General features: G+C 61.0%; 9 protein-coding genes. 5 read left to right on the top strand and 4 right to left on the bottom strand.

Annotation, left to right across the window (positions count from 1 at the left end; translation table 11 throughout):
• Positions 1–105: 105 nt before the first annotated feature.
• The 3 genes from mgtA to ACIPZE_RS02505 form a co-directional block, all read right to left on the bottom strand.
• Positions 106–2,805 carry a magnesium-translocating P-type ATPase gene (gene mgtA, locus ACIPZE_RS02515; protein WP_283437064.1) on the bottom strand — a complete coding sequence of 900 codons (2,700 nt, stop codon included), beginning with the start codon at positions 2,803–2,805 and terminating at the stop codon, positions 106–108.
• A gap of 599 nt (positions 2,806–3,404) precedes the next feature.
• Positions 3,405–4,739, bottom strand: a complete 1,335-nt coding sequence (locus tag ACIPZE_RS02510) for a lysine N(6)-hydroxylase/L-ornithine N(5)-oxygenase family protein (protein WP_129391658.1) — start codon at positions 4,737–4,739, stop codon at positions 3,405–3,407.
• A 134-nt stretch (positions 4,740–4,873) separates the two neighbouring features.
• On the bottom strand, positions 4,874–5,356 hold the full coding sequence (locus ACIPZE_RS02505; RefSeq protein ID WP_129391655.1) for a sigma-70 family RNA polymerase sigma factor: 483 nt from the start codon (positions 5,354–5,356) through the stop codon (positions 4,874–4,876).
• 324 nt (positions 5,357–5,680) lie between these two features.
• Here ACIPZE_RS02505 and ACIPZE_RS02500 point away from each other — a divergent pair, with 324 nt between their 5' ends.
• The 3 genes from ACIPZE_RS02500 to ACIPZE_RS02490 are packed head-to-tail and all read left to right on the top strand — an operon-like array spanning position 5,681 to position 10,232.
• The gene (locus ACIPZE_RS02500; protein ID WP_283437066.1) at positions 5,681–6,856 is read left to right on the top strand and encodes an efflux RND transporter periplasmic adaptor subunit; all 1,176 of its coding nucleotides are present in this window, start codon (positions 5,681–5,683) and stop codon (positions 6,854–6,856) included.
• Positions 6,857–8,830, top strand: a complete 1,974-nt coding sequence (locus tag ACIPZE_RS02495) for a MacB family efflux pump subunit (protein ID WP_400771096.1) — start codon at positions 6,857–6,859, stop codon at positions 8,828–8,830.
• Positions 8,831–8,837: 7 nt separating this feature from the next.
• Positions 8,838–10,232, top strand: a complete 1,395-nt coding sequence (locus tag ACIPZE_RS02490; RefSeq protein WP_400771093.1) for an efflux transporter outer membrane subunit — start codon at positions 8,838–8,840, stop codon at positions 10,230–10,232.
• Between the two features lie 218 nt (positions 10,233–10,450).
• On the opposite strand, the gene ACIPZE_RS02485 is transcribed toward ACIPZE_RS02490, so the two are convergent.
• The gene (locus tag ACIPZE_RS02485; protein WP_283437069.1) at positions 10,451–12,079 is read right to left on the bottom strand and encodes a PvdJ/PvdD/PvdP-like protein; all 1,629 of its coding nucleotides are present in this window, start codon (positions 12,077–12,079) and stop codon (positions 10,451–10,453) included.
• A 220-nt stretch (positions 12,080–12,299) separates the two neighbouring features.
• Here ACIPZE_RS02485 and pvdM point away from each other — a divergent pair, with 220 nt between their 5' ends.
• Positions 12,300–13,649: a pyoverdine-tailoring dipeptidase-like protein PvdM gene (gene pvdM / locus ACIPZE_RS02480; RefSeq protein WP_400771090.1), complete on the top strand. Its 1,350-nt coding sequence runs from the start codon at positions 12,300–12,302 to the stop codon at positions 13,647–13,649.
• A gap of 34 nt (positions 13,650–13,683) precedes the next feature.
• A complete protein-coding gene (locus ACIPZE_RS02475; protein ID WP_283437071.1) occupies positions 13,684–14,976 on the top strand; it encodes an aminotransferase class V-fold PLP-dependent enzyme in 1,293 nt (430 codons plus the stop codon).
• The last annotated feature ends 19 nt before the right edge of the window (positions 14,977–14,995 follow it).

Below are 14,995 nucleotides of genomic sequence, written 5' to 3'. Positions count from 1 at the left end.
ACACCCATCTATGTAAAAGCTGCCGCAGGCTGCGATCTTTTGATCTTGTCTTTTAAAAACAACATCAACAGATCGCAGCCTTCGGCAGCTCCTACAGGGGCAGCATTACTGCCAGCCGAAGCGGCGGATGTAGAAGCCTTTCACCGCCTGGGTCAGCGCCATGTACGCCAGCAGGATCACCGGCAGGAACACGAAGTACAGCGACGGCAGTGCCTGCAGTTTGAAGTAGTGCGCCAGCGGCCCCATCGGCAGGAAGATCCCCACCGCCATGATGATTCCGGTCATCACCAGCAGCGGCATGGCTGCGCGGCTTTGCAGGAACGGAATCTTCGGCGTGCGGATCATGTGCACGATCAGCGTCTGGGTCAGCAACCCGACCACGAACCAGCCGGACTGAAACAGCGTCTGGTGATCCGGGGTGTTGGCATCGAATACGTACCACATCAAGGCGAACGTGGTGATGTCGAAGATCGAACTGATCGGGCCGAAGAACAGCATGAAGCGCCCGACGTCGCCCGGTTGCCAGCGTTGCGGTTTTTTCAGCATTTCCTCATCAACGTTATCGAACGGAATCGCAATCTGCGAAATGTCGTAGAGCAGGTTCTGCACCAACAGATGCATCGGCAGCATTGGCAGGAACGGAATAAACGCGCTCGCCACCAGCACCGAGAACACGTTGCCGAAGTTGGAACTGGCGGTCATCTTGATGTACTTGAGCATGTTGGCGAAGGTGCGCCGCCCTTCGAGTACGCCCTCCTCCAGCACCATCAGGCTCTTTTCCAGAAGGATGATGTCCGCCGCTTCCTTGGCGATGTCCACCGCGCTGTCCACGGAAATACCAATGTCGGCGGTGCGCAGCGCTGGCGCGTCGTTGATACCGTCGCCCATGAAGCCGACCACGTGACCGTTGCCTTTGAGGATGCGCACGATGCGTTCCTTGTGCGACGGCGTCAGCTTGGCAAAGACGTTGGTGGTTTCCACGGCCACTGCCAGTTCGGCATCGCTCATGCGTTCGACGTCGTTACCCAACAGCAGGCCTTGTTGCGCGAGGCCGACTTCGCGGCAGATCTTCGCCGTCACCAGTTCGTTATCACCAGTCAGCACTTTCACCGCCACGCCATGTTCGGCCAAGGCTTTGAGCGCTGGTGCGGTGCTTTCCTTCGGTGGATCGAGAAACGCCACGTAGCCGATCAGCGTCAGTTCATTTTCATCAGCCAGACTGTAGATTTCCCGACCTTCAGGCATCGAGCGTGCGGCCACGGCCACTACGCGTAAGCCTTCAGCGTTGAATGCTGCGGTGACCTGACGAATCCGGGTCAGCAATTCATCGCTCAAGGCTTCATCGACCTCGCCATGACGCACGCGGCTGCACACCGCCAAGACTTCTTCTACCGCACCTTTGCAGATCAACTGATGTGGCTGGCCACGCCCTTCGACCACCACCGACATGCGCCGACGATTGAAGTCGAACGGGATCTCGTCGACCTTGCGAAACGCCGTGCCGACTTTCAGTTCGCGGTGGATTTCCACGTGTTCCAGCACCGCGACATCTAGCAGGTTTTTCAGGCCGGTCTGGTAGTAGCTGTTGAGATAGGCCATTTCCAACACGTCATCGGAATCGGCGCCCCAGACGTCGACATTACGCGCGAGGAAGATCTTGTCCTGGGTCAGCGTGCCGGTCTTGTCGGTGCACAGCACATCCATGGCACCGAAGTTCTGGATCGCATCGAGACGTTTGACGATGACTTTTTTGCGCGACAGGAACACCGCGCCTTTGGCCAGCGTCGAGGTGACGATCATCGGCAGCATTTCCGGGGTCAGGCCGACGGCAATCGACAGCGCGAACAGCAGTGCTTCCGTCCAGTCGCCCTTGGTGAAACCGTTGATGAACAACACCAGCGGCGCCATGACGAACATGAAGCGGATCAACAGCCAGCTGACTTTGTTGACACCTTGCTGGAACGACGTCACCCCGCGATCAGTAGCGCCAACGCGCTGGGCCAGCGCACCGAAATAAGTGCTGTTGCCGGTGGTGAGAATCACCGCCACCGCCGTGCCAGACACCACGTTGGTACCCATGAACAGGATGTTGTCCAGCTCCAGCGGGTTGCGCGTGTCGCGATCAGCCTGACGCGGAAACTTCTCGACCGGCATTGATTCACCGGTCATTGCGGCTTGGCTGACGAACAGATCCTTGGCGCTGAGTACCCGGCAATCGGCAGGAATCATGTCGCCGGCCGAGAGCACGATCAGATCGCCCGGCACCAATTGCTTGATCGGCAATTCGCTGCGTGGCGCGTCTCGGCGCAGCACCGTCGCGGTGTTGCTGACCATGGCTTTCAGCGCGTCAGCGGCCTGGTTGGATTTGCTTTCCTGCCAGAAGCGCAGCAGCGTCGACAGCACCACCATGGAGAAAATCACCACAGCGGCCTTGAGGTCTTCGGTCAGCCACGAGATCACCGCCAACAGGGTCAGCAGCAGGTTGAACGGGTTTTTGTAGCAGTGCCACAGGTGAATCCACCATGGCAGCGGCTGCTCGTGTTCGACTTCGTTGAGGCCGTATTGCGCACGCAGCGCATCGACTTCGAAATCGGTCAGGCCATCGGAATGCGTGCCCAATGACGACAGCAGCACGCCGCTGTCGCAATGCGCGGCATCGACCAGGGTGTTGGCCAGCGTGGGCGGGACTTCACGGCTGACCGTGGTGTCGTTGATCGATTCCAGCAGCGCCAGGCGACGGAAGTGTCGGGCGATGTGGCGGGTCCGCAGAAAACCTGCGAAGAATTCCTTGAGCGTAAGTTTCATGGCTGTTGCCCCTATGGTCAGCCGGGAAACCGTCAAGCAGGTACGGCCGCGCCTCTGCCGCCGGAAAAACCGGCACGGCAAGGCCTGGCGCGCCGGTCAGAAAAGACAGGCGTGTCGATAGGGCTGCGATCACGACTGTGCAGTCGAAATCACGCTCTGTTCAGCGTCGATGAGAAGGAACGTCCAGACATGGCCCAGGACGGGGCATGCACGGGATGCCGCTGCTCGCTTTTACGGCGAGACAACGACAGAGAAAGTCTGCGCGTTATCTTGCCGAGAATCTGCCGGTTACCGAGACCGGCCGACAACTGTCACTCGAACAAGTACCCACTGTGGGTCTCCGCTATTGATGAAAACGCGCGAAGCTTACGCCCCGATGTCTGGAGAGTAAACCCGCAACAGGCAGTGTGTCGGGGAATGTGGCGGGTGTTCAGGAAGGGTTCAGGATGATCGTTCCCACGCGCAGCAAAGGAATGCAGCCTGGGACGCTCCGCGCCCTATCGAAGGCCGAACGCGGAGCGTCCGTTGAGGCATTCCCACGCAGAGCGTGGGAACGATCTCGATGTAGGAGCTGCCGAAGGCTGCGATCTTTTCGCCTTTTAGCTGGCAGTCGCCAACAACAGATCCGCCATCGACCGATGCCCACGGTTCTTGCCGTGTTCATACAACGAACCGGCAATCTCGTCCGCGCGGATCGGCAACACCGACAGCAGCGTGTCGCTCAGACCATGGCTGGCCTGGCAGAAGCCCTGCATGTAGATGCCGGCCTTGCAGCGCTCGTCGGTGATCAGTTTGTAGTTGCGATCCACTTCGAAGTCGCCGAGGTATTCTTCCAGCGGCGCCAGCAGTTTGCGGTGCATCTGGCGCTCGTAACCGGTAGCCAATACCACCGCATCGTAGTTGCGCACGGTGACTTCGCCAGTGGCGTTATTGCGCACGGCCAGTTCGATACCGTTTTCGGTCGCGGTCGCGCTTTGAACGGTGGTCAGGGTGCGGAACGCGTGACGGGCAACACCCGAGACTTTCTGGCGATAGAAGATCCCGTAGATGCGCTCGATCAGGTCGATGTCGACCACCGAGTAGTTGGTGTTGTGGTACTCGTTGACCAGACGCTCACGCTCGGCGCTGTTCTGCTGGAACACCAGGTCGGTGAACTCCGGCGAGAACACTTCGTTGACAAACGGGCTGTCGTCCGCAGGCTTGAGTGCCGAGCCGCGCAGGATCATGTCGACCTGCACCGACGGGAACGAATCGTTGAGGTCAATGAACGCTTCCGCCGCGCTCTGCCCACCACCGATGATCGCAATGCTCATCGGCTGATTGTTGACGCATGGTTGCTTGGCCATTTGCGACAAGTATTGCGAGTGGTGGAACACGCGGGTGTCACCCTTCAGCGCCTTGAACGCCTCCGGAATACGCGGCGTGCCGCCGGCGCTGACCACCACCGAACGGGTCGTGCGCACATGTTGGTGGCCGTCGCTGCCACGGGAAATAACGCGCAGCGCTTCAACCTGATGGTTGTGCAGCACCGGCTCGATGGTCAGCACTTCTTCGCCGTAACGGCTCTGCTCGGTGAACTGCCCGGCGACCCAGCGCAGGTAGTCGTTGTACTCCATGCGGCACGGGTAGAAGGTGCCGAGGTTGATGAAGTCGACCAGACGGCCGTGGTATTTCAGATAGTTGACGAACGAATACGGGCTGGTCGGATTGCGCAGGGTCACCAGATCCTTGAGGAAGGAAATCTGCAACTCGCTTTGCGTCGACAGGGTGTTGCCGTGCCAGCTGTAGTCAGCCTGCTTGTCGAGGAACAGTACATCCAGCTCGCCATGGGTCGGGCCGCGCTCTTGCAGAGCGATGGCCAGCGCCAGGTTCGAAGGGCCGAAACCGACGCCGATCAGGTCGTGAACGATGGGCGATGCAATTGCCTGAGTCATTTCCAGTGTCCTCTGGATGAACCCCTCAACAAGGGGCAAGGAGAGCCTAAGTGACCTGACCGGCCTTGAGCAGGACAGCAGGTCGTCTGTTGAGTAGGAACGAGGACAGTGAAATAAAATTTAACGGCGACGGCTCAATGGGCATCCCATTGTTTGATGCGCAGGCGGCAGTGCTTCATCGCGTTGACGATGTGTTTTTCCACCAGCGCCTTGGAGATACCAAGGTGTTCGGCGATCTCCAGATGCGACAAACCTTCGATTTTGCGCAGCAAAAAACTTTCGCGACAGGCTGCAGACAATTCGGCCAATGCCCGCTGGAGCATCTCCAGGCGCTGGCCATGATCGAGGGTATTGTGCGGTGACGGGGTGAAATAGCGTTCTTCGCTGTCGAGCACTTCCAGCGATTCGACCTGACGCAGGGCATTGCGCCGATGGTCGTCGATCACCAGATTGAGTGCCGTGCGATAAAGAAAGGCCCGGGGCTGCTCGATCGGCGTGTCGCTGGAACGTTCCAGCACACGCAAATAGGCGTCATGCACCACATCTTCGGCAATCTGGCGATTGCCGAGTTTGGCGTTAAGGAAACACACCAACTCGCGATAGTAGTTTTCCAACATGACTCCCGGCCGCAAGACTGCTGCGGTTTATGTCCTTTTTAACCCGATCCGCGATGGCGATTTGGGCAGTAGCACGATAGTGGCAACTTGAGGCGCGTAATTTATAGTAATTCTCATATAGATTTAAAGTGGCGTTTGTCTTTGCCCGATAAATAATGCCGCTCTATACCTGTAACATCCTGTGTCTCCGCTTAAATTCCCCGCGACTTTCATCGTTTACAGGACAGCTCCCCGTGTCTGTCGCTTGCCGCGACAGCGTTCAGCCGCCCCTTTTTTTGCGTGCCACTTGAACGACGGGCCGAATTCCACTGGCCGGAACCCTGCATGAAACGTCCCCGCCCCGCCCGACGCGCGCTGCTCGTAGCCCTTTGTCTGATTCCTGTTGTTGCCTACGCCGCCTGGCAGATCATGCCGCCGGGCCGGGACAAATTCACCACCGTGCAAGTCAGTCGCGGCGACATCGAAAGCAGCGTGACCGCGCTGGGCACCCTGCAACCACGGCGTTACGTGGATGTCGGCGCGCAGGCGTCGGGGCAGATCCAGAAGATCCATGTGGAAGTCGGCGACGTGGTCAAGGAAGGCCAACTGTTGGTGGAAATCGATCCGTCGACGCAGAAAGCCAAGCTCGACGCCGGGCAGTTTTCCATCGAGAACCTCAAGGCCCAGCTGCAAGAGCAACGCGCGCAGCACGAGCTGGCGCAGCAGAAATATCAACGCCAGCAGAACCTGGCAGCCGGCGGCGCGACCCGCGAAGAAGACGTGCAGACCGCCCGCGCCGAACTGAAAGCCACCCAGGCGCGCATCGACATGTTCCAGGCGCAGATCCGCCAGGCCCAGGCCAGCCTGCGCAGCGATCAGGCCGAACTCGGTTACACCCGAATCTACGCGCCGATGTCCGGCACCGTGGTCAACATCGACGCCCGTGAAGGCCAGACCCTCAACGCCCAGCAGCAGACCCCGCTGATCCTGCGCATTGCCAAACTGTCGCCCATGACCGTCTGGGCGGAAGTGTCCGAAGCCGACATCGGCCACGTCAAACCCGGCATGAACGCCTACTTCACCACCCTCAGCGGCGGCAGTCGGCGCTGGGCCAGCACCGTGCGGCAGATCCTTCCGGTGCCACCGAAACCGCTGGACCAGACCAGCCAGGGCGGTGGCAGCCCGAACAGTACGAGCAAGAGCGGCAGCGGCCGCGTGGTCCTCTACACAGTCCTGCTCGACGTCGAAAACAGCGACAACGCGCTGATGGCCGAAATGACCACCCAGGTATTTTTTGTCGCTGGCAACGCCAAGGACGTACTCACCGCACCGGTCGCCGCACTGCACAACGAAGGTCAGGTGGCCGGTAACCAAACCGCGCGGGTCGTGGCGAAGAACGGCGACATCGAGCATCGTCAGGTGCGCACCGGTCTCAGCGACCGCTTGCAGGTGCAGATTCTCGACGGCTTGAAGGAAGGCGATCACCTGTTGATCGGTCCGGCAGAGGGAAGCGGAGGCTAAATGCAAACGCCGCTGATCGACCTCAAAGACATCCGCAAATCCTACGGCGGACAGGACACCCCCAAAGTTGACGTGTTGCGCGGCATCGACCTGTCGATCCACGCTGGGGAATTCGTCGCGATCGTCGGCGCCTCCGGTTCCGGCAAATCGACGCTGATGAACATCCTCGGCTGCCTCGACCGACCGACCTCGGGCGAATACCTGTTTGCCGGCGAAAACGTTGCGCACCTGAGCAGCGACGAACTGGCCTGGCTGCGCCGCGAAGCCTTTGGTTTTGTTTTCCAGGGCTATCACCTGATTCCGTCGAGCTCGGCCCAGGAAAACGTCGAGATGCCGGCGATCTATGCCGGCACTCCGGCGGCGACGCGCCACGCCCATGCGGCCGCGCTGTTGCAACGCCTCGGTCTGGGCGAGCGCACCGGCAACCGACCGCACCAGTTGTCCGGCGGTCAGCAGCAGCGGGTGTCGATCGCCCGGGCGCTGATGAACGGCGGGCACATTATTCTGGCCGACGAACCGACCGGCGCCCTCGACAGCCACAGCGGCAAAGAGGTCATGACCCTGCTCGATGAGCTGGCGAGCCAGGGCCACGTGGTCATTCTCATCACCCACGACCGCGAAGTCGCCGCCCGCGCCAAGCGCATCATCGAAATTCGCGACGGGCTGATCATCAGCGACAGCGCCCGCGACAATCCCGACGCGCAGACCTCGGCCAACCCCGGCGCCTTGCAGGCGGTCGATCTGCGCAAACGCCTCAGCGAAGGCGCCGAAGCCACGGGCGCCTGGAAAGGCGAACTGGTCGACGCCGTGCAAGCCGCGTGGCGGGTGATGTGGATCAACCGTTTCCGTACCGCGCTGACGTTGCTCGGCATCGTCATCGGCGTGGCGTCGGTGGTGGTGATGCTCGCCGTCGGCGAAGGCAGCAAACGCCAGGTCATGGCGCAGATGGGCGCATTCGGTTCGAACCTGCTCTACCTCAGCGGCGCTTCGCCCAACCCGCGCACGCCACTCGGGGTGATCACCCTTGATGACGTCGCCGCGCTGAAGACCCTGCCGCAAGTCAAACGGATCATGCCGGTGGCCGGTGCCGAGGTGGCGGTGCGTTTTGGCAACGTCGACCAGAGCGCCTACGTCGGCGGCAACGACACCAATTTCCCGAGCATCTTCAACTGGCCGGTGATTCAGGGCAGCTACTTTACCGACGCCGACGAGCGCAACGCCGCCGCAGTGGCGGTGATCGGCACGAAGATTCGCGACAAGTTGCTCAAAGGCGTCAGCAACCCGATCGGCCAGTACATCCTGATCGAGAACGTGCCGTTCCAGGTGGTCGGCGTGCTCGCCGAAAAAGGCTCCAGTTCCGGCGATCAGGACAGCGACAACCGTATCGCCGTACCCTACTCCGCCGCCGCCATTCGCCTGCTCGGCGGGCACAATCCGGAATATGTGGTGATCGCCGCCAGCGACGCGCGCAAGGTCAAAGAGGCTGAACTGGCCATCGACGAACTGATGCGCCGCCTGCACAACGGCAAACACGATTACGAGCTGACCAACAACGCCGCGATGATCCAGGCCGAAGCGCGCACGCAAAACACCCTGTCGCTGATGCTCGGCTCGATTGCCGCCATCTCGCTGCTGGTCGGCGGCATCGGCGTGATGAACATCATGCTGATGACCGTACGCGAACGCACCCGCGAGATTGGTATTCGCATGGCCACCGGCGCGCGGCAACGCGACATCCTGCGCCAGTTCCTCACCGAAGCGGTGATGCTGTCGGTGGTCGGCGGGCTGGCCGGTATCGCTTTGGCGCTGCTGGTCGGCGGTGTGCTGATTCTCAGCGAAGTCGCCGTCGCTTTCTCCCTGATGGCTGTGCTCGGCGCTTTCGGCTGTGCATTGGTCACCGGTGTTGTTTTCGGCTTCATGCCCGCTCGCAAAGCTGCCCGGCTCGACCCGGTCACGGCCCTTACCAGTGAATGATCGATCTATGAAACCGCGTCTCAGCTTCTTGACCGTGTGCCTGCTTCTCAGCGCTTGCGGCAGCCCCGCCCAGCGCCCGGAGAGCGGCCTGCAGCCTCCCGCCAGCTGGCAAACAGCGCACAGCGACAATGCCAGCCGCAACGACGTGCGCTGGTGGACGCAGTTCGCCAGCCCAGAGCTCGATAGCTTGATCGAACAGGCTCGCGCCGGCAGTTTTGACCTCGCGGCGGCCGTCGCGCGGGTTCGCCAGGCGCAGGCTACGACAGTGATTGCCGGCGGCTCGCTGCTGCCGGAGGTCAAGGCCGGAATGAACGCCAACCGCCAGAAATTAATGCGCGGCAGCGGCTATAGCCAACTGGACGCCGACAGCAGCAACAAGGCGGTGGATTACTTCGATGCCAACCTCAATGCCAGTTACGAAATCGACTTCTGGGGCGGCCAGCGCGCCAGCCGCGACAGCGCACAATCGAGTTTGCGTGCCAGCCAATTCGATCAGGCCACGGTGGAGCTGACGCTGCTCAGCAGTGTCGCCAACAGCTACGCGCAAACGCTGTCGCTGAATGAGCAAAGCCGAATCGCCGAACTCAATCTGACCAACGCACTGAGCGTTTTGAAATTGGTGCAGACGCGCTTTGATTCCGGTTCCGCCACCGCGCTGGAACTGGCGCAACAGAAGAGTCTGGTGGCGGCGCAGCAACGGCAATTGCCGTTGGTCCAGCAACAGGCGCGGGACGCCAGAATCAGCCTCGCCGCCCTCCTCGGCCGCCCCGTGCAGGAACTGCCGGTCAGCGAGGAAAACTTTGCCCGACTGCAATGGCCGGTGATCGGTGCCGGGGTGCCCAGCGAGTTGCTCAACCGCCGCCCGGATATCGCCCGCGCCGAAGCGCAACTGGCCGCCGCCCGCGCCGACGTCACCGTGGCCCGGGCAAAGATGCTGCCCAGCGTCACCCTCAGCGCCGAACTGGGTTCCGGCTCCGACCGTTTCAGCGACATGCTGCGCAGCCCTTTCTACAACCTCACGGCCGGGCTGGTAGCGCCGATCTTCAACAACGGTCGCCTGAGCGCCGAACGCGACAAGGCGAGCGCGCGTCAGGAGGAACTGCTGCAAGATTATCGGGGCGCGATCATCAACGGCTTCGCCGACGTCGAAAAAGCCCTCAGCAGCATTCGTGGTCTCGACGAACAACGCCAGTGGCAGACCGAAGAACTCAAGCAGGCGCAGACCGCTTTCGACATCGCCCAGAGCCGCTATCAGGCCGGCGCCGAAGATTTGCTGACCGTGCTGGAAACCCAGCGCACGCTGTATGCCGCGCAGGACCTCAACGTGCAACTGCGGCTGTCACGCCTGCAAGCGAGCATTGCCTTGTACAAAGCCTTGGGCGGCGGCTGGCAAACCCTCTAAGCCAAAATCCAGGCACTACAAACCCACAACCACAAACCACAAAACCCCAACCACAAACCCCAACCACAAACCCCTGTAGGAGCTGTCGAGTGCAACGAGGCTGCGATCTTTTGATCTTGGCGGTTAAGTCAAGATCAAAAGATCGCAGCCTCGTTGCACTCGACAGCTCCTACAGTTCCTACAGTTCCTACAGTTCCTACATTTCATACAGGGATGTATCAGGTCTCGCGGGTTTTTACCTTGAGGTGGCGCGCATACCATGGCCGTTTCGGCACTCGGCGGAATAATCCGGCGAGGACTTTTTCGTCTTCGCTGAAGGTGATGCGCAGTGCCAGCTTCATGGTTTCCGGGTCCATTTCCATCGACTTGCCGACCTGCAATCCCGGCACTGTGCTGCAGCCGTGCGTGACTGGCCCCAGCCACGGATCATCGACCTCGACCCATCGCCCCGGCGCAAACCAGGCCACGCCGTTGACTTCCTGCCGGCTGACTTCACCCGGATGAAAACGCTCATGCGCCTTGAACCAGTCTTCGAGGCGGTCATCGATCCAGCCATGGAAATGCCAGAACACCGGGTTCACATGGGAGGAAAACGGGTCGCCGAGAAAGTCGTTTTCAGCCGCGTACCAACGTGCGGAAAAGTCCGCCGGATCACGCGCGAATGGCACCGGCTGGCCGTTCGACGGATCGCGCGGCACCGACGCCCAGCGCATGTGCAGCCAGTCGTGCAGACCCAGTTCCATCTCCGAGCCCAACTGGCCGAGGGTCAGTTTCGCCAGATAACGCGGGTCGCGATATTGCGACTCCCAGACCTCGAAGTTGCTGTGATAGGTCTCGGCGGTTTTGATATCGCTGACCCACTGGGTGTAGTCGGCGTCATCGCTGGCCAGCCAAGTGGGCGGCAAGGCGTAGCCGTCATGATTATCGAAATAACGCGCGAAGCCCTGGCGATCGCGTTCGAGTGCCGGCTGCGGCATCGGGAATTGCGGCCATGACGGCAGCGCCTGCATCGAACGCGCCGTCCCGAGCATGTGCCGGTGCATGAAGAAAAAGTCGATGCCCGAGCCATTGCGATCCTTGCGCGGTCCGCGCGCATCACGCTCCTGGTCACGCGGGCCGGGCTGCCAGCCGATACCGCGCAGGGCATCACGCTTGTCTTCGGGCAAGGTGTGCCATTTGTCTCGCGAGGCATGCCAGAGCTGGTGAAACAGACGATGTTCGGGAGAGATCAGCCAGGCCAGCAAGGTCGGATTAAGACCGATGCGTTGCCGCGCTTCGGGGAACAATTGCTTGTGCGCGACAAAACGGTTGTTCTGCTCCGGCAGGCCGAGCGGCCGATCAAGGCGCAAAATACGCCCGCTGAGGGTGCCACTGCCGGCATTGCCGAAATCGGCCCAGACTTCATCGAGGACCACGGCCAACTCGTACGTCGGCGCACCGTCGGCCGCCTGCGAGTCGATCAGCCGCCAATACAACTCAGACGGTTTGGCCTGCACCAGGTCGCCGATGATCCGGTAACGCGGTTCGGCGTCGCCACGCAGGTTTTGCGCGGTATCCACGTAGCCGCGCAGACCGCGTCCGCGCTGGGCAATATCCAGAAACAGTTCCAGCCCTTGCAGCGGCAAATCGTCGAGGCCGATTTGTGCCCCTTCAAAGCGAATGCTCCAGACCCCGCGCAAGGCGTTGGCCAATTGTTGCCCGGCAGTGTCCGCCAGATCGACCGTGGCTTCGCCGGGAGTGATCGTCGGATCCGGTCTGGTCCATTCGCGATGCCCGTAAATAGCGGCCGGCACGGCAGCGCCGGTCAGCGCCAGGCCTGCCATGAACCATCGTCGAGAAATCTTCATTGCCCTACCTGTGTCAGCCATGAAGCAGGCTTTATCCAAGCTAGAACGTTTGTTGCACGGGCAAATTTACGTTGGGGTCTTGAAAAGATCGCAGCCTGCGGCAGCGCCTACACGCGGGGATCTTTTCGGCGCACCTAAATTCCCTGGCCAATCACTCGTTCTTTCCAGATAGCGAAGGCCCCTGTGCCTGTACCTCGACGGCGAACTGACTGAGATGGCAATGACAAAACCACGTTCGAAGAAGGCTCTATTCATCGGCCTGCCGCTGGCCCTGGCGATCAGCGCCGGTGCAGGCTTTGCGGCCTGGGATTATTGGTACAGGGACAATCCCGGCTACCCGGCGAAGGTGCTCAAACAGGCCGATGAGTTGCAGGATCGCCTGCTCTCCTTCGACAGCCACATCACCGTGCCGCTGGACTTCGGCACCGCTGGCAATGAAGTCGACAAGGACGGTAGCGGCCAGTTCGACCTGGCCAAGGCCAATCGCGGTCGCCTCTCCGGCGCGGCGTTGACGATCTTCGGCTGGCCGGAAATGTGGAACGGCCCGAACGCGCCGCACAAACCCACCGACGGTTTTGTCGAGGAAGCGCGCAACCAGCAGGAAGTGCGTTACAAAATCATCTCGGGGATGGTCCGCGACTTCCCCAATCAGGTCGCGATTGCTTACACCCCCGATGACTTCCGTCGTCTGCATGGCGAAGGCAAGTTCGCCATCTTCATCAGCATGCTCAACGCCTATCCGCTGGGCAACGACCTGAACCTGCTCGACACCTGGGCTGCGCGCGGCATGCGCATGTTCGGTTTCAGCTACATCGGCAACAACCAGTGGAGCGACTCGTCGCGCCCGCTGCCGTTTTTCAATGATTCGCCGGACGCCCTCAACGGTTTGTCCGATGTCGGCAAGCAAGCCGTGCACCGCCTCAACGATCTGGGAGTGATCATCGATGTCTCGCAGATGTCGACCAAGGCGTTGGAGCAAGTCGCGCAACTGAGCCGCACACCGATGGTCGCGTCGCACTCGGCGCCACGTGCGTCGGTGGATATCCCGCGCAACCTCAGCGACAAGGAAATGCAGCTGATCAAACAAAGCGGCGGCGTGGTGCAAGTGGTCGGTTTCTCCGCCTACCTGCGCCCGCTGACTCAGGCCACGCAGGACAAACTCAACGCCCTGCGCGCGCGTTTTGATCTGCCGCCGTTGCCGAACCTGGCCATGGCATTGATGCCGGGCGACCCGATCATCGCGGCGTGGCCGGAACAGAAGTTCGGTCAGTACGCCGGTCAGCTGTACGGCATTCTCGACGAAGAACCGAAAGCCTCGCTCAAGGATCTCGGCGATGCGATCGACTACACCGTGCGCAAGATCGGTATCGACCACGTCGGTATCGCCTCGGACTTCAACGAAGGCGGCGGCGTCAAGGGCTGGGAGAACGTCGGCGAGATCCGCAACGTCACCGCCGAACTGCTGCAACGCGGCTACTCCGAAGCCGATATTGCCAAGCTCTGGGGCGGCAACTTCTTGCGGGTCTGGGATCAGGTACAGAAATCCGCCAAACCGGTGGCGAGCCGATGAATTCTTCCCTTCTGATCACAAGTGAACCGCGCCCATGACTGACCGCCGTACCTTCCTCAAACAGGCCGGCATTCTCGCTGCCAGCCTGCCGCTGGGCGCCGCCGTGCATGCTCAGGCCCAGACCGCGCCGAGCGCAACAGCCGCACAACCGCTGGCGAAGGACAAATGGGCGCAGCTGCGACAGCTGTTCAATCAGGACCCGGATTACCTGCATTTTTCCAACTTCCTGATCACTTCGCATCCACGCCCGGTGCAGGCAGCCATCGACCGCCACCGCGCCACGCTCGACCGCAACCCAGGGCTGATGATGGACTGGGATCTGGAAGAAACCTGGAAGCATGAAGCCGATGTGCGTGAGTGGGCCGGTCGCTACCTGCAAGCCAAGCCGGCGCAGATCGCCCTGACCGGCAGCACCACCGAGGGTCTTGCGGCCATTTACGGCGGCATCCATGTGCGCCCCGATCAGGAAATCCTCACCACGGTCCACGAGCATTATTCGACCGAGTTCACCCTCGATTTCCGGGTGAAGAAGGAAGGCACGCAGGTGCGCAAGATCAGCCTGTTCAAGGACGCCAACAGTGTCTCGGTGGACGAAGTGCTCAACTCTATTCGCCAGGCCATTCGTCCCAACACCCGCGTGCTGGGCATGACCTGGGTGCAGTCGGGCAGCGGCGTCAAACTGCCGATCGGCGAGATCGGCAAACTGGTCGAAGAGATCAACCGCCAGCGTGACGACAAGGAGCGCATTCTCTATGTGGTCGATGGCGTGCATGGTTTCGGCGTCGAAGACCTGAGCTTCCCGGACATGCACTGCGACTTCTTTATCGCCGGCACCCACAAATGGATGTTCGGCCCGCGTGGCACCGGGATTATTTGCGCCCGCTCCGAGCAACTCAAGGACGTTACGCCGAGCACGCCGACGTTCTCCCAGGACACCGATTTCGCCACGAGCATGTCGCCTGGCGGCTACCACGCCTTCGAACATCGCTGGGCCTTGAGTGAAGCGTTCAAGTTGCACCTGCAACTGGGCAAGGCCGAGGTGCAGGCGCGTATTCACCAGCTCAACAGCTACCTCAAGCAACGCTTGCAGGAGCACCCGCAGATCGAGTTGGTCACCCCGTTGAGCCCGGCACTGTCGGCCGGTTTCACCTTCTTCCGGGTCAAGGATCGCGACTGCGACAAGATTGCTGCCTACCTGATGAAGAACCGTGTGGTGGTCGACGCTGTTGAACGCGACGTCGGGCCGGTGGTACGCACCGCGCCGGGGCTGCTCAACAGCGAGGCCGAAATTGACCGGTTCATGGCGCTGCTTGTTACGCAGCTGTGACCTTCACGACTTTTGCTTT

This window comes from Pseudomonas sp. NPDC089741 (assembly GCF_044748825.1).
In the GTDB taxonomy this organism is placed as follows: Bacteria; Pseudomonadota; Gammaproteobacteria; order Pseudomonadales; family Pseudomonadaceae; genus Aquipseudomonas; species Aquipseudomonas helmanticensis.
This window is presented reverse-complemented; position numbering and strand designations above follow the sequence as displayed.